Source organism: Streptomyces sp. NPDC016469 (assembly GCF_040632905.1).
Classification (GTDB): Bacteria; Actinomycetota; Actinomycetes; order Streptomycetales; family Streptomycetaceae; genus Streptomyces.
The window spans coordinates 25,313-46,897 of record NZ_JBEYCQ010000017.1 but is presented as its reverse complement, the minus strand read 5'-3'; the positions used below and the strand labels follow the sequence as shown (position 1 = coordinate 46,897).

18 protein-coding genes and 2 pseudogenes are annotated in these 21,585 nt (G+C 73.3%); 9 read left to right on the top strand and 11 right to left on the bottom strand.

Features of this window, described 5'->3' with window-relative positions:
- Positions 1-155: 155 nt before the first annotated feature.
- Genes ABZ565_RS20570 through ABZ565_RS20560 form a run of 3 tightly spaced genes read right to left on the bottom strand, consistent with a single transcriptional unit; the run spans position 156 to position 4,032 of the window.
- The gene (locus tag ABZ565_RS20570) at positions 156-2,540 is read right to left on the bottom strand and encodes a molybdopterin cofactor-binding domain-containing protein (protein WP_361028583.1); all 2,385 of its coding nucleotides are present in this window, start codon (positions 2,538-2,540) and stop codon (positions 156-158) included.
- Between the two features lie 2 nt (positions 2,541-2,542).
- Positions 2,543-3,139, bottom strand: a complete 597-nt coding sequence (locus ABZ565_RS20565) for a (2Fe-2S)-binding protein (protein ID WP_361028580.1) — start codon at positions 3,137-3,139, stop codon at positions 2,543-2,545.
- Positions 3,140-3,141: 2 nt separating this feature from the next.
- Positions 3,142-4,032 (bottom strand): xanthine dehydrogenase family protein subunit M, encoded by an 891-nt coding sequence (locus ABZ565_RS20560; RefSeq protein WP_093704895.1) that lies wholly within the window; start codon positions 4,030-4,032, stop codon positions 3,142-3,144.
- A gap of 255 nt (positions 4,033-4,287) precedes the next feature.
- Between ABZ565_RS20560 and ABZ565_RS20555 the strand changes: the two genes are divergently transcribed.
- Together ABZ565_RS20555 and ABZ565_RS20550 are read left to right on the top strand one after the other, a co-directional pair.
- A complete protein-coding gene (locus ABZ565_RS20555; protein WP_361028576.1) occupies positions 4,288-6,030 on the top strand; it encodes a PucR family transcriptional regulator ligand-binding domain-containing protein in 1,743 nt (580 codons plus the stop codon).
- 175 nt (positions 6,031-6,205) lie between these two features.
- Complete coding sequence (locus ABZ565_RS20550) at positions 6,206-6,991, top strand: hypothetical protein (protein WP_361028573.1); 786 nt, start codon at positions 6,206-6,208, stop codon at positions 6,989-6,991.
- Positions 6,992-7,035: 44 nt separating this feature from the next.
- On the opposite strand, the gene ABZ565_RS20545 is transcribed toward ABZ565_RS20550, so the two are convergent.
- Positions 7,036-7,791: a GntR family transcriptional regulator gene (locus ABZ565_RS20545; protein ID WP_361028570.1), complete on the bottom strand. Its 756-nt coding sequence runs from the start codon at positions 7,789-7,791 to the stop codon at positions 7,036-7,038.
- A gap of 145 nt (positions 7,792-7,936) precedes the next feature.
- Between ABZ565_RS20545 and ABZ565_RS20540 the strand changes: the two genes are divergently transcribed.
- Complete coding sequence (locus tag ABZ565_RS20540) at positions 7,937-8,785, top strand: (2Fe-2S)-binding protein (protein ID WP_361028567.1); 849 nt, start codon at positions 7,937-7,939, stop codon at positions 8,783-8,785.
- 206 nt (positions 8,786-8,991) lie between these two features.
- Positions 8,992-10,071 (top strand): DUF2637 domain-containing protein, encoded by a 1,080-nt coding sequence (locus ABZ565_RS20535; RefSeq protein WP_361028564.1) that lies wholly within the window; start codon positions 8,992-8,994, stop codon positions 10,069-10,071.
- 49 nt (positions 10,072-10,120) lie between these two features.
- Here ABZ565_RS20535 and ABZ565_RS20530 read toward each other — a convergent pair whose 3' ends face one another.
- Both ABZ565_RS20530 and ABZ565_RS20525 read right to left on the bottom strand, forming a co-directional pair.
- On the bottom strand, positions 10,121-10,486 hold the full coding sequence (locus ABZ565_RS20530) for an ATP-binding protein (protein ID WP_361028937.1): 366 nt from the start codon (positions 10,484-10,486) through the stop codon (positions 10,121-10,123).
- A 156-nt stretch (positions 10,487-10,642) separates the two neighbouring features.
- On the bottom strand, positions 10,643-12,529 hold the full coding sequence (locus tag ABZ565_RS20525) for a protein kinase (protein WP_361028561.1): 1,887 nt from the start codon (positions 12,527-12,529) through the stop codon (positions 10,643-10,645).
- A 221-nt stretch (positions 12,530-12,750) separates the two neighbouring features.
- Between ABZ565_RS20525 and ABZ565_RS20520 the strand changes: the two genes are divergently transcribed.
- From ABZ565_RS20520 to ABZ565_RS20510, 3 genes are all read left to right on the top strand, one after another.
- Positions 12,751-13,341: a TetR/AcrR family transcriptional regulator gene (locus tag ABZ565_RS20520; RefSeq protein WP_361028558.1), complete on the top strand. Its 591-nt coding sequence runs from the start codon at positions 12,751-12,753 to the stop codon at positions 13,339-13,341.
- 149 nt (positions 13,342-13,490) lie between these two features.
- Positions 13,491-13,883: a ribonuclease domain-containing protein gene (locus ABZ565_RS20515; protein ID WP_361028555.1), complete on the top strand. Its 393-nt coding sequence runs from the start codon at positions 13,491-13,493 to the stop codon at positions 13,881-13,883.
- A gap of 23 nt (positions 13,884-13,906) precedes the next feature.
- Entirely contained in the window at positions 13,907-14,296 is a 390-nt protein-coding gene (locus tag ABZ565_RS20510) for a barstar family protein (protein WP_361028552.1), read from the top strand.
- Between the two features lie 12 nt (positions 14,297-14,308).
- Here the strand turns inward: ABZ565_RS20510 and ABZ565_RS20505 are convergent.
- The 4 genes and pseudogenes from ABZ565_RS20505 to ABZ565_RS20490 form a co-directional block, all read right to left on the bottom strand.
- Positions 14,309-14,707: pseudogene (locus tag ABZ565_RS20505) on the bottom strand (PPC domain-containing protein); the annotation flags it as partial.
- Positions 14,701-14,874, bottom strand: a pseudogene (locus tag ABZ565_RS20500) (FAD-dependent oxidoreductase); the annotation flags it as partial. The pseudogenes ABZ565_RS20505 and ABZ565_RS20500, both read right to left, overlap by 7 nt.
- 165 nt (positions 14,875-15,039) lie before the next feature.
- Positions 15,040-16,782 carry a pyruvate dehydrogenase gene (locus ABZ565_RS20495; RefSeq protein ID WP_361028549.1) on the bottom strand — a complete coding sequence of 581 codons (1,743 nt, stop codon included), beginning with the start codon at positions 16,780-16,782 and terminating at the stop codon, positions 15,040-15,042.
- 114 nt (positions 16,783-16,896) lie between these two features.
- Complete coding sequence (locus ABZ565_RS20490) at positions 16,897-18,435, bottom strand: protein phosphatase 2C domain-containing protein (RefSeq protein WP_361028546.1); 1,539 nt, start codon at positions 18,433-18,435, stop codon at positions 16,897-16,899.
- 268 nt (positions 18,436-18,703) lie between these two features.
- Here ABZ565_RS20490 and ABZ565_RS20485 point away from each other — a divergent pair, with 268 nt between their 5' ends.
- Both ABZ565_RS20485 and ABZ565_RS20480 read left to right on the top strand, forming a co-directional pair.
- Entirely contained in the window at positions 18,704-19,681 is a 978-nt protein-coding gene (locus tag ABZ565_RS20485; RefSeq protein ID WP_361028543.1) for a helix-turn-helix domain-containing protein, read from the top strand.
- Positions 19,682-19,732: 51 nt separating this feature from the next.
- Positions 19,733-20,215, top strand: a complete 483-nt coding sequence (locus ABZ565_RS20480; RefSeq protein WP_361028540.1) for a DUF456 domain-containing protein — start codon at positions 19,733-19,735, stop codon at positions 20,213-20,215.
- On the opposite strand, the gene ABZ565_RS20475 is transcribed toward ABZ565_RS20480, so the two are convergent.
- Entirely contained in the window at positions 20,140-21,567 is a 1,428-nt protein-coding gene (locus tag ABZ565_RS20475; protein WP_361028933.1) for an AlkA N-terminal domain-containing protein, read from the bottom strand. The two genes, ABZ565_RS20480 and ABZ565_RS20475, sit on opposite strands and share 76 nt — an antisense overlap.
- Positions 21,568-21,585: the final 18 nt, after the last annotated feature.

The window sequence follows — 21,585 nt, the reverse complement described above, 5'->3', positions numbered from 1 at the left end:
TGCAGGAAGGAACGGAACGGTGGGGCCGTTCCGGTGCGGGGGGTGCGGGGCCGCGAGCGGGGCGGGACCCTGGGTCTCCGGGCGGTGCGGGCCGGGAAGTGTGACGTTCGCCGGTGGCGCGCACCGCCCGGAGAGCGGTGGGGGCGGAGCCCCGGTCAGACGCCGGTGAGGTGTTCGGGCCGGACCGGCGTCCGGTCGAGCTCCAGACCCGTCGCGTTCCGGATCGCCGCGAGGACGGCCGGGGTGGACGACAGGGTCGGGGCCTCGCCGATGCCGCGCAGCCCGTACGGGGCGTGGTCGTCGGCGAGTTCGAGCACGTCGACCGGGATGGTCGGCGTGTCGAGGATGGTGGGGAGGAGGTAGTCCGTGAAGGAGGGGTTGCGCACCTTCGCGGTCACCGGGTCGACGATGATCTCCTCCATGACGGCGATGCCCATCCCCTGGATGGTGCCGCCCTGGATCTGGCCGACGACCGACAGCGGGTTGAGCGCCTTGCCGACGTCCTGGGCGCAGGCCAGTTCGATGACCTTGACCAGGCCCAGTTCGGTGTCGACCTCGACCACCGCGCGGTGCGCGGCGAAGGAGTACTGGACGTGGCCGTTGCCCTGTCCGGTGCGCAGGTCGAAGGGCTCGGTGGGCCGGTGGCGCCACTCCAGTTCGACGTCGACCGCCTCGTCCTCCAGGACGTCCGCGATGTCGGCCAGCACCTCGCCGCCGTCGGTGACGACCTTGCCGCCCTCCAGGAGGAGTTCGGCGGTGGCCCAGGCGGGGTGGTAGGTGCCGAACTTGCGGCGGCCGAGCTCCAGGACCTGTTCGCGGACGGCCTCGCAGGAGTTCTTGACCGCGCCTCCGGTGACGTACGTCTGGCGGGAGGCGGAGGTGGACCCGGCGGAGCCGACCTTGGTGTCGGCCGGGTGGATGGTGACCTGGGAGACGCCGAGTTCGGTACGGGCGATCTGGGCGTGCACCGTGACGCCGCCCTGCCCGACCTCGGCCATGGCGGTGTGGACGGTCGCGACGGGCTCGCCGCCGATGACCTCCATGCGGACCCGGGCGGTGGAGTAGTCGTCGAAGCCCTCGGAGAAGCCGACGTTCTTGATGCCGACCGCGTAGCCGACGCCGCGTACGACCCCCTCGCCGTGGGTGGTGTTGGACAGGCCGCCGGGCAGGGCGCGTACGTCGGCGTGCTCGCCGGCGCTCTCCCACTGGCGCTCGGGCGGCAGCGGCATGGCCTTGACGCGGCGCAGCAGTTCGGCGACCGGGGCGGGCGAGTCGACCTGCTGGCCGGTGGGCAGGAGGGTGCCCTGCTCCATGGCGTTGAGCTGCCGGAACTCGACCGGGTCCATGTCCAGTGCGGCGGCCAGCTTGTCCATCTGCGCCTCATAGGCGAAGCACGCCTGGACGGCGCCGAAGCCGCGCATGGCGCCGCACGGGGGGTTGTTGGTGTAGAGGGCGATCGCCTCGATGTCCACGTTGTCGATGACGTAGGGGCCGGCCGACAGCGAGGAGGCGTTGCCGACGACGGCCGGGGAGGCGGAGGCGTAGGCGCCGCCGTCGAGCACGATGCGGCACCTCATGTGCGTGAGCTTGCCGTCGCGGGTGGCGCCGTGCTCGTAGTGGAGGCGGGCCGGGTGGCGGTGGACGTGCCCGAAGAACGACTCGAAGCGGTTGTAGACGATCTTCACGGGCTTGCCGGTGCGGAGCGCGAGGAGGCAGGCGTGGATCTGCATCGACAGGTCCTCGCGTCCGCCGAAGGCGCCGCCGACGCCGGAGAGCGTCATGCGGATCTTGTCCTCGGGGAGGCCGAGGACGGGCGCGATCTGGCGCAGGTCGGAGTGGAGCCACTGGGTCGCCACGTACAGGTCGACACCGCCGTCCTCGGCGGGTACGGCGAGGCCGGACTCGGGGCCCAGGAACGCCTGGTCCTGCATGCCGAAGTAGTAGTCGCCCTTGACGATCACATCGGCCCGGGCCTCGGCCTCCGCCACGTCGCCGCGGACGATCGGCTGGCGGTGGACGATGTTGGGGTGCGGCACGTGGCCGATGTGGTGGTCGTCGCGGCCCTCGTGGATGAGCGGGGCGCCGGGTGCGGTCGCGGACGCCTCGTCGGTGACGACGGGCAGCTCGCGGTAGTCGATCCGGATCTTCGCGGCGGCGCGGCGGGCCGTCTCCGGGTGGTCGGCGGCGACGAGCGCGACGGGTTCGCCGTGGTGGCGGACCCGGCCGTGGGCGAGGACGGGGGTGTCCTGGATCTCCAGGCCGTAGTTCTTCATCGCGGCCGGCAGGTCGTCGTAGGTGAGGACCGCGTAGACGCCGGAGGTGGCCAGCGCCTCGGAGACGTCGATGGAGACGATTTCGGCGTGCGCGACGGTGGAGCGCAGGGTGTGGCCCCAGAGCATGTCCTCGTGCCACATGTCCGAGGAGTACGCGAACTCGCCGGTGACCTTCAGGATGCCGTCGGGGCGCAGCGTGGACTCGCCGATGCCGCCCTTGGTGCGGCTGCCCTGGTTGATGTTGGTGGGGGAACCGGTGACGCCCATGTCTAGACCGTTTCTTCCGCGCGGGCGGCCGCGAGGCGGACCGCGTCGAGGATCTTCTCGTAGCCGGTGCAGCGGCAGAGGTTGCCGGAGAGCGCCTCGCGGATGTCCGCGTCGGACGGCTGCGGGGTGCGCTCCAGGAGCTCGTCGGCCGCGACCAGGAGGCCCGGGGTGCAGAAGCCGCACTGGACGGCCCCGGCGTCGATGAACGCCTGCTGGATCGGGGAGAGCTCCCCGGTGTCGCGGGTCTCGTCGCCCGCGGCCGGCTCGGCCTTCCAGCGCTTGGCCCGGTCCACAGAGGTGCCGCAGGCGCCGGAGGCGCAGCCGGTGCCGGGGTGGGCCTCGGCGCGGTGGGCGGCGAAGTCGGCCAGCCCTTCTACGGTGACGACGTCGCGGCCCTCGACCTGGCCGGCGGCGACCAGGCAGGAGCAGACGGGGACGCCGTCGAGGCGGACCGTGCAGGAGCCGCACTCGCCCTGCTCGCAGGCGTTCTTGGAGCCGGGCAGGCCCATGCGCTCGCGCAGGACGTAGAGGAGGGACTCGCCCTCCCAGACGTCGTCGGCCTCGTGACGGCGGCCGTTGACCGTGAAATTGACGCGCATGATCAGGCGGCTCCTTCGGTGCTGCGGCCGTTGCCGCGGTATGACTCCCAGGCCCAGCCGAGGGTGCGGCGGGCCATGATCCCGACGGCGTGCCGGCGGTAGCTCGCGGTGCCGCGCACGTCGTCGATCGGGTTGCAGGCGCCCGCGGCGAGCGTGGCGAACTGCTGGGCGACGGACGGCGTGATGATCGTGCGGCTGTCCCAGAACCCGCCCTCCTCCAGCGCGGCGTTCAGGAACTCCTCGGCCTCCTTCGCCCGTACGGGTGTCGGGGCGGCCGAGCCGATGCCGGTGCGGACCGTGCGGGTCTCGGGGTGCAGGGCGAGGCCGAAGGCGCAGACGGCGATGACCATCGCGTTGCGGGTGCCGACCTTGGAGTACTGCTGCGGCCCGTCGGCCTTCTTGATGTGCACGGCCCGGATCAGCTCGTCCGGTTCGAGGGCGTTGCGCTTGACGCCGGTGTAGAAGGCGTCGATGGGGATCATCCGGGTGCCGCGTACGGACTCGGCCTCCACCTCGGCGCCCGCGGCGAGCAGGGCGGGGTGGGCGTCACCGGCCGGCGATGCGGTGCCCAGGTTGCCGCCGACGCCGCCCCGGTTGCGGATCTGCGGGGACGCGACGGTGTGCGAGGCGAGCGCGAGACCGGGCAGTTCCGCCCGCAGGTGCTCCATGATCTGGCTGTACGGGACCGAGGCGCCGAGCCGTACGTTCTCCTGGCCCACCTCCCACTCGGTGAGCTCACCGATGCGGTTCAGGTCCAGGAGGTATTCGGGGCGCCGGTGGTCGAAGTTGATCTCGACCATCACATCGGTGCCCCCGGCGATGGGCACAGCCGTCGGGTGCTCGGCCTTGGCGGCGAGCGCCTCCTCCCAGCTTGCGGGGCGAAGGAAGTCCATGGTGGCTCTCTTCTTCTCAATCGGGTCTGCGCGGGGCTGGGTGACGGCCGGCCCTCGAACTTGTTCATGTCTTGTTCACGCGGTGTGTGGCCCAGTACACAAGCCCTGCTCCACCTGGTGCAGTCACCGAACCCATGAAGGAGTTGGCTGGTCTCCGCTCATGTCTTGTAGATTCGAACGAATGGCGGGGCTCAACAGCCTCACCGCAATACCCAGACTTCACCCGTACCAACGAAAGAGATCGGCGGCGACCGGATGCGGCTGCGCGCACTGCTGGAGAACGACGCGCTGGGCCTGCGGCTGCTCGGCGGCGACGAGGAGCTGGACCGGTCGGTCCGCGGCGTGATGACGACCGACCTGCGCGACCCGAGCCGCTACCTCACCGGTGGCGAGCTGGTCCTCACCGGCCTGGCCTGGCGCCGGGACGCCGAGGACTCGGAGCCCTTCGTACGCATCCTGGCGGGCGCCGGGGTCGCCGGGCTCGCGGCGGGCGAGGCGGAGCTCGGGGACATCCCGGACGATCTCGTGGAGGCGTGCCACCGGCACCGGCTGCCGCTGTTCGCGGTCCACGAGACGGTCGCCTTCGCAACGATCACCGAGTACGTGGTGCGCCAGGTGTCCGGCGAGCGGGCGGGCGACCTGGCCGCCGTGGTCGACCGGCACCGCAGGCTGATGACCTCGGGCCCGACCGGCGGCGGCCCCGAGGTGGTCCTCGATCTCCTGGGCTCCGACCTGGACCTCCACGCCTGGGTGCTCTCCCCCACCGGGCGGCAGATCGCGGGCGCGGGCGCCCCGCTGTCCGCGGCCGCCGGGGCCGAGCTGGCCGGGCTGCATCTGGCCGCCGTCCGCTCCGGCCGCCGCGCCCCGCACCGGGCCGCCCTCGGCGGTACGACGTATTCGCTCTTCCCGATCCGGAACAACGGCCGGGGCGGCGCGGTCCCGCCCGCCCGCGACGTGCGGGAGTCGGTGCTCTCCGACTGGCTCCTCGCCGTGGAGGCCGACGCGAGCGACTGGCCGGCCGCGCGGCTCGACCTCCTCCAGGGCGTCACCCAGCTGATCGCGGTCGAGCGCGACCGGCGCGACGCGGCCCGCACGGTGCGCCGCAGGCTCGCCCAGGAGGTCCTGGAACTGGTCCAGGCGGGCGCCGCGCCCGCCGAGATCGCCGCCCGGCTGCGCGTGGCCACCCCGGTCCTGCTCCCCGGCCTCGGCACCGCGCCGCACTGGCAGGTGGTGGTGGCCCGGGTCGAGTGGGACGAGGACGGCACGTCCCGGGTCCCGGGCGGCCCGGTCGCCCAGGCGCTGCTCGAGGAGATCCTGGTCGACCCGGCGGTGACGGGCCCCGACTCGGCGGACCGGATCGCCGTCGCCCACACGGGTGACGAGGCCATCGCCCTGGTGCCGCTGCCCGCCGCCCCGGACCGGGCGGACGGGGCGGCCGGCGACGCGCCCGACGGCTCGTCCGACGGCGGCGCGGAGGGCGGCGGCGCGGACGGCGGCGGACCCGCCCTGCACGCCGACGCGCTGCTCGCCGCCGTGCGCGCCCCGCTCTCCGCGGGCCTCGGCGACGACGGCCGCCTGACACTGGGTGTCAGCGCCTCGGTCCACTCGGCGGAGGGGCTGCGCGGCGCCCTGGAGGAGGCCCGGCACGCGCGCCGGGTGGCGGCGGCCCGGCCCGGCCGGGTCTGCGCGGCCGGCCACCACGAGCTGGCCTCGCACGTGCTGCTGCTCCCGTTCGTCCCGGACGACGTGCGCCGGGCGTTCACCGCGCGGCTGCTGGACCCGCTCCGCGAGTACGACCGGCGCCACCGCGCGGAGCTCATCCCGACCCTGGAAGCCTTCCTGGAGTGCGACGGTTCGTGGACCCGCTGCGCGGCCCGGCTTCACCTGCACGTCAACACGCTGCGCTACCGGGTCGGGCGAATCGAGCAGTTGACGGGGCGTGATCTGGCGCGCCTGGAGGACAAGCTCGACTTCTTCCTCGCCCTGCGGATGAGCTGAAATCCCGGGCCGGACAAGGGCTCGGGGGGTGTCCGGCCCCGTGCCACCGATTGTGAAAAGTTTCACCTGACATTGCCTCGACCTCTTGGCCCGGCGTGCCATTCCATGCTGTGATGCGGCCCATACTCAACAGCTCGAAGGCGCGCTCGGGGAGGGCAATGTGGCGCATACCGCCATGTCTGGTTCCGGAACGACAGCAGATGACGATCCTCCGCTCCAGACCGCGGTATGGCGGCTGCGCTCGCGCGCCTGCTGGACGGACGCCGCGGCCCTGCTGGAGCACGACGCCGCCACCGACCCGGCCGCGGCCCTCCAGCGGACGGCCCTGCTGACCGAGCGGTGCCTGTACACCGGGCAGGGCTGGACGGACGCCGAGGACGCCCTGCGCACCGCCGAGGCCATGGCCCACGACGACGAGGAGCGCGGCGCGGCGGCCTGCGAGCGCGGATACCTCGCGTACGCCTCGACCCTGCTCGGGGTGCGGGACCGGGCCGACGAGGCCCGGGTGGCGCTCGGCCGGGCCGCCGCCCTGCTCTCCCCCGCCGCCCAGGGCCGGCCGCTGCTCGACTTCCGGCGCGGCCTGATCGCGCAGAACATCGCCGACTCCCCGCAGGCCGCCCGGGCCGCCTACCGCAGGGCCCACGCCGGCGCCACCGCGCAGGGCGACGCGCTGCTGCTCTCCTCGACCTGGCGCCATCTCGCCCTGATCGCCCTGCGCGAGGGGGAGCTGGCGGAGGCCCGGCACGGCTTCGCGGAGTCCCTGCGGATAAGGGAGGAGCTGGGCTACCTGGTCGGCACGGCCCCGGCGCTGATCGCGCTGGCCGACGCCGAGTCCGAGCCGGAGGCGGCGGCCCGGCTGCGCGCCGAGGCGGCCCGGCTCTTCCGGCTGCTGGGCGGCGTCCCGACCTGGCTGGGCCCGCACCTGGACCAGCCCCCGCCGGAGACGGTCGAGGCGAACTGAGAGCGGGCGCCGGCCCGTCCCCGTACGCACCAGGGCTTACGGGGTCAGCCGTCGGCGCCCGCGAAGTGCTCGCGTACCAGCGACTGGACGACCGCCACGTCCTGGGCGATCAGCGCGTCCAGCAGCGCGGTGTGCTCGGAGGCGTCGGCCAGCAGGTCGGCGCGCCGGGTGACCGGGTGATCCACCAGGGGCCACTGGGAGCGGCGGTGCAGGTCGTCGGCGACGGCCACCAGACTGTGGTTCCCGGCGAGGGCGAGCACCGCGCCGTGGAAGGCCCGGTCCGCCTCCGCGTAGCTCGCCCGGTCGCCGACGGCCGCCGCGGCCACGGTGGCGTCGGCCAGCGGGCGCAGCGCGCACCAGCGGGCGGGCGGGACGGTGCGGGCGAGCCGCAGCATCACGGGGACCTCGATCAGGGCGCGGACCTCGGCCAGCTCCGCCAGCTCGCGCGGTCCGCGCTCGGCGACCCGGAAGCCCCGGTTCGGCACGACCTCCACGGCCCCCTCGGTGGCCAGCCGCTGCATCGCCTCGCGCACCGGGGTGGCCGAGACGCCGAAGCGGGCGCCGAGCGCGGGCGCCGAGTAGACCTGGCCGGGCACCAGCTCGCCGTCGACCAGGGCGGCGCGCAGGGCCTCCAGGATCTGGCCGCGCACGGAATGCCGGCGCACCTGGACGCGGGGGGCGGACGCCTCGTGCGGGGGCTCCCCGTGGGTGTGCTCGCCGCGGGCCTGCTCGGGCACCCGGACGGCCGGGACACCGCCGTACGGGGGACGCACCTCCTCGCGCGCTCCGCCCTGCTCCACGGGCACCTCCTCGGCCGGTCACGGGCGCGCTCGCGCGTCGGGCGCCCTGTGTGCACGATAGGCGTAACGGCCCCCGGTTCACACATCGATCCAGCAGGGTAAGGTAAGGCTTACCTGCTGACGATCGTGAATCGGTGGTCCCCGCATGACCCTGCCCGCCCTGCTCCCCGCGGTGACGGCCTCGCCCGTGGCCGACGCCTACGCGCGCCTGACCGAGGTCTTCCCCGGGCTGCGCGCCGAGATCCTGGCCGACGGCGAGAGCGCCCCCGGGGGCGCCGGCTGGGTGGGTTCGCACGAGCTGGCGGCCGGCGGCGAGGCTCTGGACGCGTTCCTCGCCTTCGACGCCGAACAGGTGCGGCGGGACTACGGCCAGGAGGGCCGGCCCGACGTGATCGCCAGCTTCGGGCTGCACCGGTACGCCTGGCCCGCCTGTCTGCTGGTGACGGTGCCGTGGTTCCTGCACCGCCGGGTGCCCCGCGTCCCGGTCCAGGACGTCTCGTTCCAGCGGGCGCTGGGCCATCTGACGCTCCGCGTGCGGGAGTTCGCCTGCCTGCCCGACGACCCGGCGGCCGGGCTGCCGGGGGCCCGGGTGGTGGCCGACGAGGCGGCGCTGCGGGCCGAGGTACTGGACGCGGTGGCCGAACACCTGGCCCCGGTCCTTGAGGGCTTCCGGCCGCGGATGCGGCGCGGGAAGCGGGCCCTGTGGGGGATGGCGACCGACGAGATCGTCGAGGGCCTCTGGTACATCGCCCATCTGCTGGGCGAGGAGCAGCGCGCCATGCGGGAGCTGGAGGCGCTGCTGCCGGGCACCACCGGACCGTACGTCGGCACGGCGGGCTTCCGCGAGCTGACCGGGCCGAACGGCGAGCCGCTGCCGACCCGGGACCGGGCGAGCTGCTGCCTCTTCTACACGCTGCGCCCCGAGGACACCTGTGTCACGTGCCCGCGTACGTGCGACGAGGAGCGCGTCCGCAAACTGACGCCCGCACCCTGATCCACTCCGCCGGATCCACACCGCCCGGACGGGTGGCACGTATTCGAACATCATGCGCACACCGCTGAAGGGCGTTCGACCAGATCGTCCATATCGACGGTCTCCTGCACCCCGTTGGCGTTCTCTTGCCCCGAAACCGCCTGGACGGGAGGGAATTTCCGCCACGATGGCGCCCGAAACGCCCTACGTGACGCAAGGGACCGCGCATGAGACTGACCGACATATCGCTTGACTGGCTGCTTCCGGGCGCCGTGCTGCTCGTGGGGGTCATGGCGGCGGTGGCGGTGGTCGCGCGCGGCAAGCGCGCCTCTGACACAGCCTCGGCCGACGACAGCTGGGAACGCAGCGAGGAGCGGCGCAGACGCAAGGAAGCGCTGTACGCCACCGCTTCGTACGTGCTGCTGTTCTGCTGCGCGGCGGTCGCCGCCGCACTCTCCTTCCACGGGCTCGTCGGCTTCGGCGAGCAGAACCTCGGCCTTTCCGACGGCTGGGAGTACCTGGTGCCCTTCGGCCTGGACGGGGCGGCGATGTTCTGCTCGGTCCTGGCCGTACGGGAGGCCAGCCACGGGGACGCCGCGCTCGGCTCGCGCCTCCTGGTGTGGACCTTCGCCGGCGCCGCCGCCTGGTTCAACTGGGTGCACGCGCCGCGCGGCATCAACCACGCGGGTGCCCCGCACTTCTTCGCGGGCATGTCGCTCTCGGCCGCCGTGCTGTTCGACCGCGCGCTGAAGCAGACCCGCCGGGCCGCGCTGCGCGAGCAGGGCCTCGTGCCCCGGCCGCTGCCGCAGATCCGCATCGTGCGCTGGCTGCGCGCGCCCCGGGAGACCTTCGGCGCCTGGTCGCTGATGCTCCTCGAAGGCGTGCGCACGCTGGACGAGGCGGTGGACGAGGTACGCGAGGACCGCAGGGAGAAAGAGCAGAACCGTCTCCGCAGAAGGGACCAGGAGAAGCTGGACCGGGCGCACATCAAGGCCCTGAACCGGCAGAACCGGGCCTGGGGCCGGCTCGGACGGGGTGGCTCCCCGGTCGAGGTGGCCGCACTGGCGCCGGCGACGGGCTCCGCGCAGTCCGTCGCGGAGCCCGCCATATCCGAGCCGGGTCAGCTGCCCCTGCGACCCCGGCCATCCCTGCAAGCCGTGAACCACTCGAACTCGGCGAGCGTCCCTGAACTGGGCGCGAGCGAGTCGGCCCCGGTCGATCTCACCGCAGAGGACGACACCCAGGCCCTGCCCCGGCTCGATTCGCTGGAGCAGAAACTCAAGGACCTGGAGCAGCAGTTCGGCTGACACGGGACAGCGGATGAACGCGAACGGCCCTGGTGGTCCGGAAGGACCGTCAGGGCCGTTCGCCGTCCAGTTCGAACCACACCACCTTGCCCAGCGAGCGGGGGCTGATCCCCCAGGAGTCGGCAAGGCTCTCCACCAGGACCAGTCCCCGGCCGTGCGTACCGTCGTCGGCGGGCGGTACGTGCGGCTCGGCGGCCATTCCGGGGACGAAGTCCCGCACCTCCACGCGAAGGCGGCGGGGTGCGACGCTCACGGCGACGACCGCGCCTTCGTCCGTGTGCACCAGGGCGTTGGTCACCAGCTCGCTGAGCAGCAGCTCGGCGACCTGTGCCGGTTCCTCCTTCCACCGGTAGCGCAGTAACTCCCTCACCGCGCCACGGACTTCTCCCACGGCTGCCAGATCGGCCCGGTCCACCCTGCGATGCATCCGGGCCTCTTCGTGACGCTCCATCGTTTCCCCCGCCCACACAGTCATTCGCCCCCTGTCTCGAAGGTGCTCACGCAATGCATGCCCCGCCTACCGGCTGTCACGCTTGCGGAGCCCTTCGGACCCGGGGGAATCGTGTGGGGCTCAGGCCCGCTTGTAGTAGTACTTCATCCCGCTGACGTCGTGCTGGATGCCGCTGCCGTTGGTGACGAAGAAGGTCGCGCCCGTCGCGGTGTAGCAGTAGCCGGGGTTGGGGCCGACGAGCTTGAGGGTGCCCACGTTCAGCCGGCTGCTGGTGCTGGACGTCACCTTTCCCTCGTACGGGCAGTTGTTGTACACGTAGTCGCTGAGGCGCACCACTCCGCTCTTGGAGATGGTGACGGTGCCGGGCTGGCCCGGGTTGTACGTCTCCCCGTACTTCCAGGTGCCGACGAACGCCGCCGGCACCGTGGTACCGGCGCCCGATCCGCCGGTGGAGCCGCCCGAGGTGCTGGTGGAACCCCCGCCGCCGGACGTGCTCGTGGAGCCGCCCGAGGTGCTGCCGCCCGAACTGCCGCCGCTGGTCGTGGTGGATCCGCCGCCCCCGGTGGAGGACGAACCACCGCCGGAGGAGCTCCCGGTGGACGAGCCGCCGGACGACGAACCGCCGGAGGACGAGCCGCCGCCCGTGTCGCCGGCCCTCTGGCCGTCCTTGCCCGGCTCCCCGTCCCTGCCGTCCTTCCCGTCCTTGCCGGCGTCCGCCTTCTTCTTGCTGGGCGACGCCTTCGGGCTCTTGCTGCCGGTGGGCGACGCGCTCCCCGCCGCCGAGGGTTCCGGTGCGGCGGTCGGGCCCGTCGACGTGGCGGCCGGGGGCGCCGCGTGCGCGTCGGCGCCGTCGTGGCTGAACGGCTGGAGGACGGCCAGCGTGCCGCCGCCACCGCCGATCACGACCACCAGCGGGACCGCGACGAACCAGGGGCGGCGCCGCTTCTCCCGCTTCGGCTTCTCCGCCGTCTTCTCGCCCTCCGCCGCCGCTTCGGGTGCCGCCCGGAGGTCCACCGTCGCGCGGTCGGCCTCCTGCCGCAGCGGCTCCGCCTCCGCGTCGAGCAACTGCGCCGACTGGCGGGCCAGGTGGCTCACGACGGCGGCGGGCAGCCAGGAGGAGGTGACCGGACCGGACTCGCGCCCCGGCTCGGCCAGCAGCTGGTCCACGGAGGGCCGGTCCTCGATCGGCTTGACCAGCATCCGGGCGATCAGCGCCTTGAGATCCGTGTCCCGGACCCGCTCGAGCTCGGGCTCGGCCTCCGCGATCCGGTACATGATCGCGTGCTGATTGCTCGCCCCGTGCCCGAAGGGGAGCGTCCCGGTCGCCGCGTACGTCAGGACACAGCCGAGGGTGAAGACGTCGCTCTTCGGTACCGCGCTCTCCCCGTGCACCTGCTCCGGGGCCATGAAGCCGGGGGTGCCGATCATCATGTTGGTACTGGTGAGCAGTGACTCGACGGCGGTTCCCACGGCCCGGGCGATCCCGAAGTCGATGACCTTGGGCCCCTCCATCGTGAGCATCACGTTGGAGGGCTTGAGGTCGCGGTGGACGATGCCCGCCGCGTGGATGTCCTTGAGCGCGTGCAGCAGCCCCGTGGCGAGCTCCTGCACCGAGGCGGCGGGCAGCGCGCCGTGGCCCCGCACGACCTGTTCCAGGGAGAGCCCGGGCACGTAACCCGTGGCCACCCACGGGAATTCGGCGTCCGGTGCCGCGTCCAGGACGGGCGCGGTCCAGCGCTCGCCGACGCGCCGTGCCGCCTCGACCTCGCGCCGGAAGCGGCCCCTGAACTGCGGGTCCGCGACGTGCTCCGCGTGCACCACCTTGACCGCGACCGTGCGCCCGCCGTCGGAGCGGGCGAGGTAGACCCGGCCCATGCCGCCGGCGCCGAGCCGGCCGAGCAGCAGGTAGGGCCCGACGCGCGACGGGTCCGTCGGTGTCAGCGGTTTGATGCCTCCGTCGAGGTAGTCCTCATGGTCCGCGTGGTCGTCGTTGTTCACGCCGGTCATGTCCGAGCGCTCCCCGTATGTCCCGGACAGCGGCCCCCGGGACCGCCTCCGTCACTTGAAATCCCCGTCCGATGCCGCGACTTGGCGCGACGAACGTTCAGTGTGAAGCAAAGCGGACGCCTATTGGAACAACTTCCGGAAACAATTCCGGAATCTTCTTCTAGGCTGTTCCCGGCACCACCATGAGGAGCCAGGGATTCCGGAAGCGGGGGGCTGCGTCGATGAGTCCGAAGCAACAGCGCGGGGAGGCCACGGCCGCCCAGGTGCTCGACACCGCCCTGGAGCTGTACGCGGCCCAGGGTGAGGCCGGTCTCACGCTGAACGCCATCACCTCGGCCAGCGGCGTGAGCGCGGGCAGCATCTACCACCACTTCGGCAGCCTCCAGGGCGTGGTCCTCGCCCTCGCGCAGTCCTGGCTGGGCCGCCTCCTAGGCGAGGTGGCCGAGGCGCTGGAACAGGTCACGGACGCGCGCGGCGGGGTGTGCGCGCTCACGGAGGCGTACCTCCGCTTCATCCAGGAACATCCGGATGCCGCCCGGCTGATGCATTCGGTCACCGTCGACCGCGAGGCCATCACCAACGCGCGGCAGCTCCGGGGCGCCCAGGAGGCCCGGCTCGCCCCGCTCGCCGCCTGGCTCCACGCGCACCGGGAGTCGGGCGAGCTGGTCGCGCTGCCGCTGCCGGTCCTGGAGTCACTGATCCTGGGGCCGGTGACGAGCATCGCGCGGCGCTGGCTCGCGGTGGGCGACATCGACATCGAGGAGGCCGTCCGCACGGTCCCTCACCACATCTGGCGCTCCGTCAGCCCGTGAGCACTCACGGACTGCCGTTCGAGCGTCGCACGAGGGTGGCACTGCGGAGCCCCGGGAAACGGCGTGTGTTCCCTCTCCACGGTTAACTCCCGAAGAATTCACCCGAGTTGGCGTTGACGCGCTGCTGTCTACGCGCGTCATCATGGAGCATGCGAATCCCCCCACGGATCACCACGCTCGGCGGCGCGGCCGCCCTCCTGTCCGCTCTCCTCGTCGGCGGCCCGGTCACGGCGACCGCTTCGGCGACGGCCGCATCGGTCGGCAACGTCTGCTACTCGGACCTGCCGTCCCAGGCCCACGACACCCTGGACCTCATCGACGCCGGCGGCCCGTTCCCGTACGACCAGGACGGCACCGTCTTCCAGAACCGCGAGGGTGTCCTGCCCGCGCAGGGCACCGGCTACTACCACGAGTACACCGTCATCACCCCCGGCTCCCCGACGCGTGGCGCGCGGCGCATCGTCACGGGCGAGGAGAACCGGGAGGACTACTACACCGCCGACCACTACGAGACGTTCGACCTGGTGGACCACGACTGCTGACCGGCCCCCGTAGGGTCGTCCCCATGACCGTCACCTATGTGCTCGAAGGTTCCCGGATCACCGGCCTGGACAGCTTCTGGACCGTGGTCGGTGAGGCGGTGAACGGGCCCGGTGGCTACTTCGGGCGGAATCTCGACGCCTTCGCGGACTGCCTGAGCGGTGGCATGGGTGCGCCGGACGACGGTGACTTCGTCTTCGAGTGGCGCGATCACGCCCTGTCCGCGCGGGCGTTGGGGCACGCGGAGACCGCCCGCCATCTGGAGCGGCTGGCCGCCCGCGCCCATGAGAGCAACCGGAGCCGCCTGCGCGAGGAGTGTGCGCAGGCGGCTGCGGGGCGCGGTCCGACCCTCTTCGACCGGCTGGTGGAGATCATCCGGGACCGGGCGGGCGCGGACGCGCTTCGGTTGCTCTGAGGGCGTGCGGGGTCAGTAGCTCGTGGCGACGCTCACCTCCCCGAAGTCCCGCACGCCGTACGGGCTGATGTAGTGCGTCCCGGCGGCCGGGTGGTCGACGGTGAGGGTGTGCGCGTTTCCGCTGCCCGTGGCCTTGGCGGTGTACGAGCCCGTGGTCGCCCAGCCCGTGGCGCTGTAGTAGAGGTCGGCGTCGCCGGTGCCGCCGCTGGTGGTGATGGTCAGCCGGTCGGTGCCCGCGGGTATGGAGAGGTACAGGCAGGCGTAGTTGCCCAGGCCGGCGTACTGGCCGTCGCGGGCGCAGTCCTGGCCGAGCTCACGGGGGTCGGTACCGGTGCACCGGGCCGTGGGCTCGGCCGGCGGATTGGTGGCGGTGCCGCAGCTGCCCACCGCGCACGCCGTGAGCCAGGCGGACCCAGCGGCTCGGTCACCAGGACGAACCCGCGCCGGGGCAGGACGGGCTGCTCCACCCCGGCCAGCGCGGCGAACTCCCCGCCCCGTACGCCCGTCGCGTTGACCACGGCCGGGGCGAGCAGGTCACCGGCCCCGGTGCGGACGCCGCGCACCGCGCCCGTGGGACCGGACCGGGTGGCGTAGTACGCGCAGGCGGCGCCGACGACACCGGCTCCGACGACGACAACATCCAGAGGCTGCCTCGTGAACACGGCAGTGATATGTCACATGGTTCCTGAGGTGCCAAGGGCGCGTCACGCGCGCCCTCGTGATCCTGAGTCAGCCACGTCCGACTAGGGCCGGGGCACGTTCCGGAGGTTGGAGCGGGCCATCTGGAGCATCCTGCCCACCCCGCCGTCGAGCACGATCTTGCTGGCGGACAGGGCGAAGCCGGTCACCATGTCCGCGCTGATCTTCGGCGGGATGGAGAGCGCGTTGGGGTCGGTGACGACATCGACCAGCGCCGGGCCCTTGTGCTTGAAGGCGTCCTTGAGAGCACTCGTCAGCTCCTTGGGCTTCTCGACGCGGACGCCGTACGCCCCCGCCGCGCGCGCCACGGCCGCGAAGTCCGGGTTCTTGTTGGTCGTCCCGAACGACGGCAGACCGCCGACCAGCATCTCCAGCTCGACCATGCCCAGCGAGGAGTTGTTGAAGAGGACCACCTTGACCGGCAGGTCGTACTGGACGAGGGTCAGGAAGTCGCCCATGAGCATGGTGAACCCGCCGTCGCCCGACATCGACACGACCTGCCGGCCGCGGTCGGTGAACTGGGCGCCGATGGCCTGCGGCAGCGCGTTGGCCATCGAACCGTGGCTGAACGAACCGATGACCCGCCGCTTGCCGTTGGGCGTCAGATAGCGGGCCGCCCAGACATTGCACATGCCGGTGTCGACGGTGAACACGGCGTCGTCGTCGGCGAGTTCGTCCAGCACCGAGGCCACGTACTCGGGATGGATCGGAACGTGCTTCTCGACCTTGCGGGTGTACGCCTTGACCACGCCCTCCAGGGCGTCGGCGTGCTTCTTGAGCATCCGGTCGAGGAACTTGCGGTCGTTCTTCACCTTCACCCGGGGAGTCAGACAGCGCAGGGTCTCGCGGACGTCTCCCCAGACGGCCAGGTCCAGCTTGGTGCGCCGGCCGAGGTGCTCCGGCCGCACATCGACCTGCACGATCTTCACGTCGTCGGGCAGGAAGGCGTTGTACGGGAAGTCGGTGCCGAGCAGGATCAGCAGATCGCACTCGTGGGTGGCCTCGTAGGCGGCGCCGTAGCCGAGCAGCCCGCTCATGCCGACGTCGTACGGATTGTCGTACTGGATCCACTCCTTGCCGCGCAGGGCGTGCCCGACCGGGGACTTGATCCGCTCGGCGAACTCCATGACCTCGGCGTGCGCGCCCGCCGTGCCGCTGCCGCAGAACAGCGTCACCCGTTTGGCCTCGTCCACCATCCGGCACAGCTTCTCGATCTCGCCGTCACCCGGCCGCACGGTGGGGCGCGAGGTGACCAGGGCGTGTTCGGCCGACCGTTCCGGGGCGGGCTGCCCGGCGACGTCGCCCGGCATGGTCACGACGCTGACCCCGCCCTGGCCCACCGCGTGCTGGATGGCGGTCTGGAGCAGCCGGGGCATCTGCTGCGGGTTGGAGATCATCTCGTTGTAGTGGCTGCACTCCTGGAAGAGCAGCTCGGGGTGGGTCGCCTGGAAGTAGTTGAGGCCGATCTCGCTCGACGGGATGTGCGAGGCCAGCGCGAGCACCGGGGCCATGGAGCGATGGGCGTCGTACAGGCCGTTGATGAGGTGCAGGTTGCCGGGCCCGCAGGACCCGGCGCAGGCCGCCAGGTCCCCGGTGATCTGCGCCTCCGCGCCGGCCGCGAACGCCGCCGTCTCCTCGTGCCTGACCTGGATCCACTCGAGGTCCGCGTGCCGCCGTACGGCGTCGACCACCGGGTTGAGGCTGTCCCCGACGACTCCGTACAGGCGTTTCACGCCCGCCCGGGCGAGGATGTCGACGAACTGCTCCGACACGTTCTGCTTGGCCATGGGTGACGCACTCCCTCTGCCTGTGCTCCGTGCACGTCCGGCTGTCCGGGACGCGGGGCGCCAAACCCCGGCCCGGACGGGTGTCCGGAATCCATCAACCCATGGCGCGCGCCGTTACGCCTCCCAGACACCGACCGCCGTCCGGTCGTCCGCGTACCCCTTCACCCGGATCCGGGCGTCCGCGAGGAACGCCCCCAGCCCCGGCGCCTCCACGGGCGACCAGCGTGTGGCGAGCTCGGCGGCCAGCTCCGGTTCACCGCGCAGCGGATCGGCGAGGCCCGCCCCGCACAGCAGCAGGGTGTCCCCCGGCCGGGCGACGGAGGCGCGGAAGCGGAACGGTTCGGCAGGGGGCGGGAGCGGGTCCTCGACATACGGGGCGGGGCCGGTGACGATGTCCAGGTCCATGGTCAGCCGGTCGCCGTCGGGCCCGCTCTCCGGCGGGTTCTCCGGCGCGGAGCCGAAGCCGACCACGGGCTCCCCGCTCAGCGCGGCGGGCGGCGGCAGCGCCGGTTCCAGGTCGTGCCAGCTGCCGTCGCGCAACCGGAAGAGGCCGCCGGCGCCGATGCCGAAAAAGACCCGGGTGCGGCATCCGGGGTCGGCGGACAGCAGCAGGCAGCGGAGGCTCGCGGTGTACGCGTCCGGTTCCACGCCCAGTTCGGCGGCCCGGGCACGCAGCTTGCCGAAGGCGCGGTCGGTGAGCCGGTGGAGCCCGGACTTCAGGTCGGCCCGGCGGCCCGCCCTTATGTCGTCCGAGAGCCGGGCATGGCTGCGCCCGACCGCCTCGCCGATCCAGCGGCAGGCGTCCGCAGCCGCCGTGTGCGCCCCCTCCGCACCCCGGGACGCGCCCGCGACGGCCACCAGCACCAGCGCGTTCTCCCCGCTGCCGAAGCGCGCCGTCAGCAGCGCGTCCCGGCGCGGCTCGCCCCGGAACCGGGCCGAGTCGCCGCGTACGGACGCGGCACGCAGCGTGTACGTCCCGTAGGTGGCACCGTCCAGCACCGTGTCCGGAACGACGCGGTCGAGCTCGTACGGGTCGGAGGCGGGCAACGCCGTGGGCTCGGCGTCGTAGGTGGGCGGCCGGGCCCCGACGTGGGCGACCAGGGGCCGGGGCGCGTCGGCCGGCTCCACCGGCGCCTCGTCCGGGGCGGGTTCGTCCGCCCCGGCACGCTCGCCGACGGGCCGCCTGGGCAGTGGAGGCGCTTCGCGCCCGGCGGAGACGCGGGGGTCCTCCGGGGCGGGCGGCTCGGGGGCCGGTGGGCCCGGAAAGGTGCGCGGGATCGCGGGCCCGGTCATCGGCTCCCACGGCGCGCGGGGCGGCGCCTGCACGTCCCACGGCGCGCGGGCGGCCGGCTCCGGCGGCGTCTCCCCCGGCGGCCGCGCGAGCACGCCCGGCGAGGTGTCCGGCCCCGTGTCCGCCGGCCGGGTGACCGCCGCCGGCCCCACCGGCCGCGGCTCCGCCCTGGGCCCGGGTATCTCCCCCGGCACCCCGTACGCCGCGCCCCTCTCGGACGCCACCGTGTCCGACGCCGAGTCGAAGCGGTCGTCGAGACTGTCGGCCGTCCCGTTCGCCCCGGTGTCCGGGGCGGATTCGTCGTACAGCCTGCGCCACCAGTCGTCCTCGTGGGCCGCGGGCCTCTCCCCCTGCTGACTCATGTCCTTATTGTCGACCGCGGGGGCCGTACGAAAACGGGCATCAGCAAAATGGGTCCGCCGAGCGCCCCCACCCCCCACGGGAGGGACGCCCGGCGGCCCGGTCCGGGAAGCGGGTGCCGGACAAGGCCGCCGGCCCCGCTGTGCCGCCACATTGGCAGAGTGGCGCACGCAACGGCGATGATGTGCGTGGCGAGATCACGCCGTGGCGACTTTTCGCCACCCGGGATACGCCAAGACGCGTACGCACGGGTCCGGGGAGGGGTCGGGGATGCTGGCAGCCATAGGTCTCGACGAGCGGCAGGAATCGGCCTACCGCGCACTGGTGGCGCTGGGGGCCGCCGAGGTCTCCGACCTCTCGCACCGGCTGGCGCTCCCCGAGCAGGACACGGAGCGCGCGCTGCGCCGGCTGGAACAGCACGGCCTGGCCGCCCAGTCCTCCGCCCGCACGGGCCGCTGGGTGGCGGCGCCGCCCGGGGTCGCCCTGGGTGCCCTGCTCACCCAGCAGCGCCACCAGCTGGAGCAGGCCGAACTGGCGGCGGTGCTGCTGGCCGAGGAGTACCGCGCCGACGCCGCCGAACCGGCCGTCCACGACCTGGTCGAGGTGGTCACCGGGGCGAGCGCGGTGGCCCACCGCTTCCACCAGCTCCAGCTGGGCGCGACGAGCGAGGTGTGCGCACTCGTCACCGGGAAGCCGATCGCGGTCAGCGGCCTGGACAACGAGTCGGAGGAGGAGGCGGCCACCCGCGGCGTCTCGTTCCGGGTGGTCGTGGAGCGCGAGGTGCTGGGCCTGGAGTCCGGGCTCGTGGAGCTGTCGGCGGCGCTCAGCCGCGACGAGCAGTGCCGGGTGGTCCCCCGGGTACCGACGAAGCTGGTGATCGCCGACGGGGCGCTCGCCATGGTGCCGCTGACCGGCCGGGGCGCGGAGCCCGCCGCGCTGGTCGTACACGCCTCGGGGCTGCTGGAGTCGCTGACCGGGCTCTTCGAGGCGGTGTGGCGGGAGGCCATGCCGCTGCGGCTCGGCGAGAGCGGCGCGGTACTCGATCAGCCGGGCGGACCGGACCCGACCGATCTGGAGATCCTGTCACTGCTGCTGGCCGGCCTGACCGACGCGAGCGTCGCCAAGCAGCTGGACCTGGGCCTGCGGACCGTGCAGCGCCGGGTCAAGGGCCTGATGGAGCTGACCGGCGTCTCCACGCGGCTCCAGCTCGGCTGGCATGCGTACGAACGGGGCTGGGTGGCCCGCTAGCACCCCTGGTCAGAACGGGCGGGACCGGGTGGACTCCGGCACGCTGGTCAGATGAGTGTGTGGCAGCTCGTCGCCGTCGGACTGGTGATGCTGCTCGGCCTGATCGGCGTGCTGGTGCCGGGCGTGCCGGGGCAGGCGATCGTCTGGGCCGCCGTCCTGTGGTGGGCGCTCACCGACATGACCCCGGCCGCGTGGGCCGTCCTGATCGGGGCCACGGCGCTGCTGCTGCTCAACCAGGCGCTCAAACCGCTGCTGCCGCCGCGCCGGCCCCGTGAGTCGGGGGCGCCACGCCGGACGCTGCTGCTGGGCGGGCTCGGCGCGATCGTCGGCTTCTTCGTGCTGCCCGTCGTCGGGGCGGTCGTCGGATACGTCGGGGTGATCTTCGGGGCGGAACGGCTGCGCCTCGGCAGCCGGGGCGCGGGCTGGGCGTCGGTCCGCTCGGTGATGCGGGCGACCGGCTACTCGGTACTCGTGGAGCTCTTCGCGTGCCTGCTGGTGACGGGCGCCTGGCTGGGCGCGCTGATCTGGGGCTGAGCCCGGGACCTGGCCCGCCGCACCCCGTACGAGCGCCAGGGGCGCCAGCCGGTCGCGGCCGGCATGCCGTACGGGTCCACGTCCGGGTCGCCCAGGCCGCGCATCCGGATCAGGGCCGCGGTGGCGGGGCCGATGCCGGGCAGCCGGCGGAGTGCCTGCTCGGCCTCGTCGCGGTCGGCGCCCGCGTCCAGGCGTACGGTGCCGTCGGCGAGCGCGGCCGCCAGGGCCCGCAGGGCCGGGTCCCCGGCCGCATCGGCGAGCGCGGCCGGCTCGGGGAAGACGTGGGTCAGCGCGCCGCACGGCACGTCCAGCGCCTTGCCGTACTCCTCGACCAGCCCCTCCGCCGCCGCGTCGCCCACCAGCGCCCGCACGGCGAACTCCTCGGCGTCGGCCGCGCCCGGCGAGCGCACGCCCGGCCGGGCCGCGACGTCCGGGGCGAGCGAGGGGTCCGCGGACAGGAGCTCGTCCACCGCGTACGGGTCGGCGTCGAGGTCGAAGAGCCGGCGCAGCCGCTGGACCGCCGTGGTCAGGTCGCGCAGATCGGTGAGGTGGATGCGGGCGTCCAGCCAGTTCCCGGCCGACCGCTCGTCCACGGAGGTGACGGCGGTGCCGTACGGGAGGCGCAGCGTGCGCCGGTAGGTACGGCGGCCGCGCGCCCCGGTGATCTCCTCGACGCGGGCGACCGGGCCGGTGGCGAGCAGGTCGAAGACGTCACCGGCGGCGTACGGCCCCCGGTGGGCGAGCCGGAGCGGGATGCCGGTGGTGCCGGCCCGGCGGACCGCGATGCCCAGCCCCGTACCGGCCTCGGCGCGCAGGGCGCTCGGGGTGCGGGCGTAGATCTCCCGGACGGTGTCGTTGAACTGGCGCAGGCTGCCGAACCCGGCCGCGAAGGCGATCTCGGTGACCGGCAGGACCGTGGTCTGCAGCAGGACCCGGGCGGTGTGGGCGCGCTGGGCGCGGGCCAGGGCGACGGGTCCGGCGCCCAGTTCGGCGTTGAGCTGGCGCTGCACCTGGCGGGAGCTGTAGCCGAGCCGGTGGGCGAGCCCGGGGACGCCTTCCCGGTCCACCACGCCGTCGCCGATCATCCGCATGGCGCGCCCGACGACATCCGCCCGGACGTTCCACTCGGCGGAGCCGGGGGCGGCGTCCGGGCGGCAGCGGCGGCACGCCCGGAAGCCGTGCGTCTGGGCGGCCGCCGCCGTGGGGTAGAAGCGGACGTTCTTCCGCTTGGGGGTGACGGCGGGGCAGCTCGGCCGGCAGTAGATGCCGGTCGTCTCGACAGCGAAGAAGAACTCGCCGTCGAAACGGGCGTCGCGGCTGCTGACCGCCTCGTACCTGCTCTCCTCGTCCATCACACCGTCCAGTGTGCG

Bases quoted from the DNA above. Each gene is read 5' to 3' on its own strand.
- ABZ565_RS20570 (WP_361028583.1), bottom strand. From the start codon at position 2,540: ATGGGCGTCACCGGTTCCCCCACCAACATCAACCAGGGCAGCCGCACC.
- ABZ565_RS20565 (WP_361028580.1), bottom strand. From the start codon at position 3,139: ATGCGCGTCAATTTCACGGTCAACGGCCGCCGTCACGAGGCCGACGAC.
- ABZ565_RS20560 (WP_093704895.1), bottom strand. From the start codon at position 4,032: ATGGACTTCCTTCGCCCCGCAAGCTGGGAGGAGGCGCTCGCCGCCAAG.
- ABZ565_RS20555 (WP_361028576.1), top strand. From the start codon at position 4,288: ATGCGGCTGCGCGCACTGCTGGAGAACGACGCGCTGGGCCTGCGGCTG.
- ABZ565_RS20550 (WP_361028573.1), top strand. From the start codon at position 6,206: ATGTCTGGTTCCGGAACGACAGCAGATGACGATCCTCCGCTCCAGACC.
- ABZ565_RS20540 (WP_361028567.1), top strand. From the start codon at position 7,937: ATGACCCTGCCCGCCCTGCTCCCCGCGGTGACGGCCTCGCCCGTGGCC.
- ABZ565_RS20535 (WP_361028564.1), top strand. From the start codon at position 8,992: ATGAGACTGACCGACATATCGCTTGACTGGCTGCTTCCGGGCGCCGTG.
- ABZ565_RS20525 (WP_361028561.1), bottom strand. From the start codon at position 12,529: ATGACCGGCGTGAACAACGACGACCACGCGGACCATGAGGACTACCTC.
- ABZ565_RS20520 (WP_361028558.1), top strand. From the start codon at position 12,751: ATGAGTCCGAAGCAACAGCGCGGGGAGGCCACGGCCGCCCAGGTGCTC.
- ABZ565_RS20515 (WP_361028555.1), top strand. From the start codon at position 13,491: ATGCGAATCCCCCCACGGATCACCACGCTCGGCGGCGCGGCCGCCCTC.
- ABZ565_RS20510 (WP_361028552.1), top strand. From the start codon at position 13,907: ATGACCGTCACCTATGTGCTCGAAGGTTCCCGGATCACCGGCCTGGAC.
- ABZ565_RS20495 (WP_361028549.1), bottom strand. From the start codon at position 16,782: ATGGCCAAGCAGAACGTGTCGGAGCAGTTCGTCGACATCCTCGCCCGG.
- ABZ565_RS20490 (WP_361028546.1), bottom strand. From the start codon at position 18,435: ATGAGTCAGCAGGGGGAGAGGCCCGCGGCCCACGAGGACGACTGGTGG.
- ABZ565_RS20485 (WP_361028543.1), top strand. From the start codon at position 18,704: ATGCTGGCAGCCATAGGTCTCGACGAGCGGCAGGAATCGGCCTACCGC.
- ABZ565_RS20480 (WP_361028540.1), top strand. From the start codon at position 19,733: ATGAGTGTGTGGCAGCTCGTCGCCGTCGGACTGGTGATGCTGCTCGGC.
- ABZ565_RS20475 (WP_361028933.1), bottom strand. From the start codon at position 21,567: ATGGACGAGGAGAGCAGGTACGAGGCGGTCAGCAGCCGCGACGCCCGT.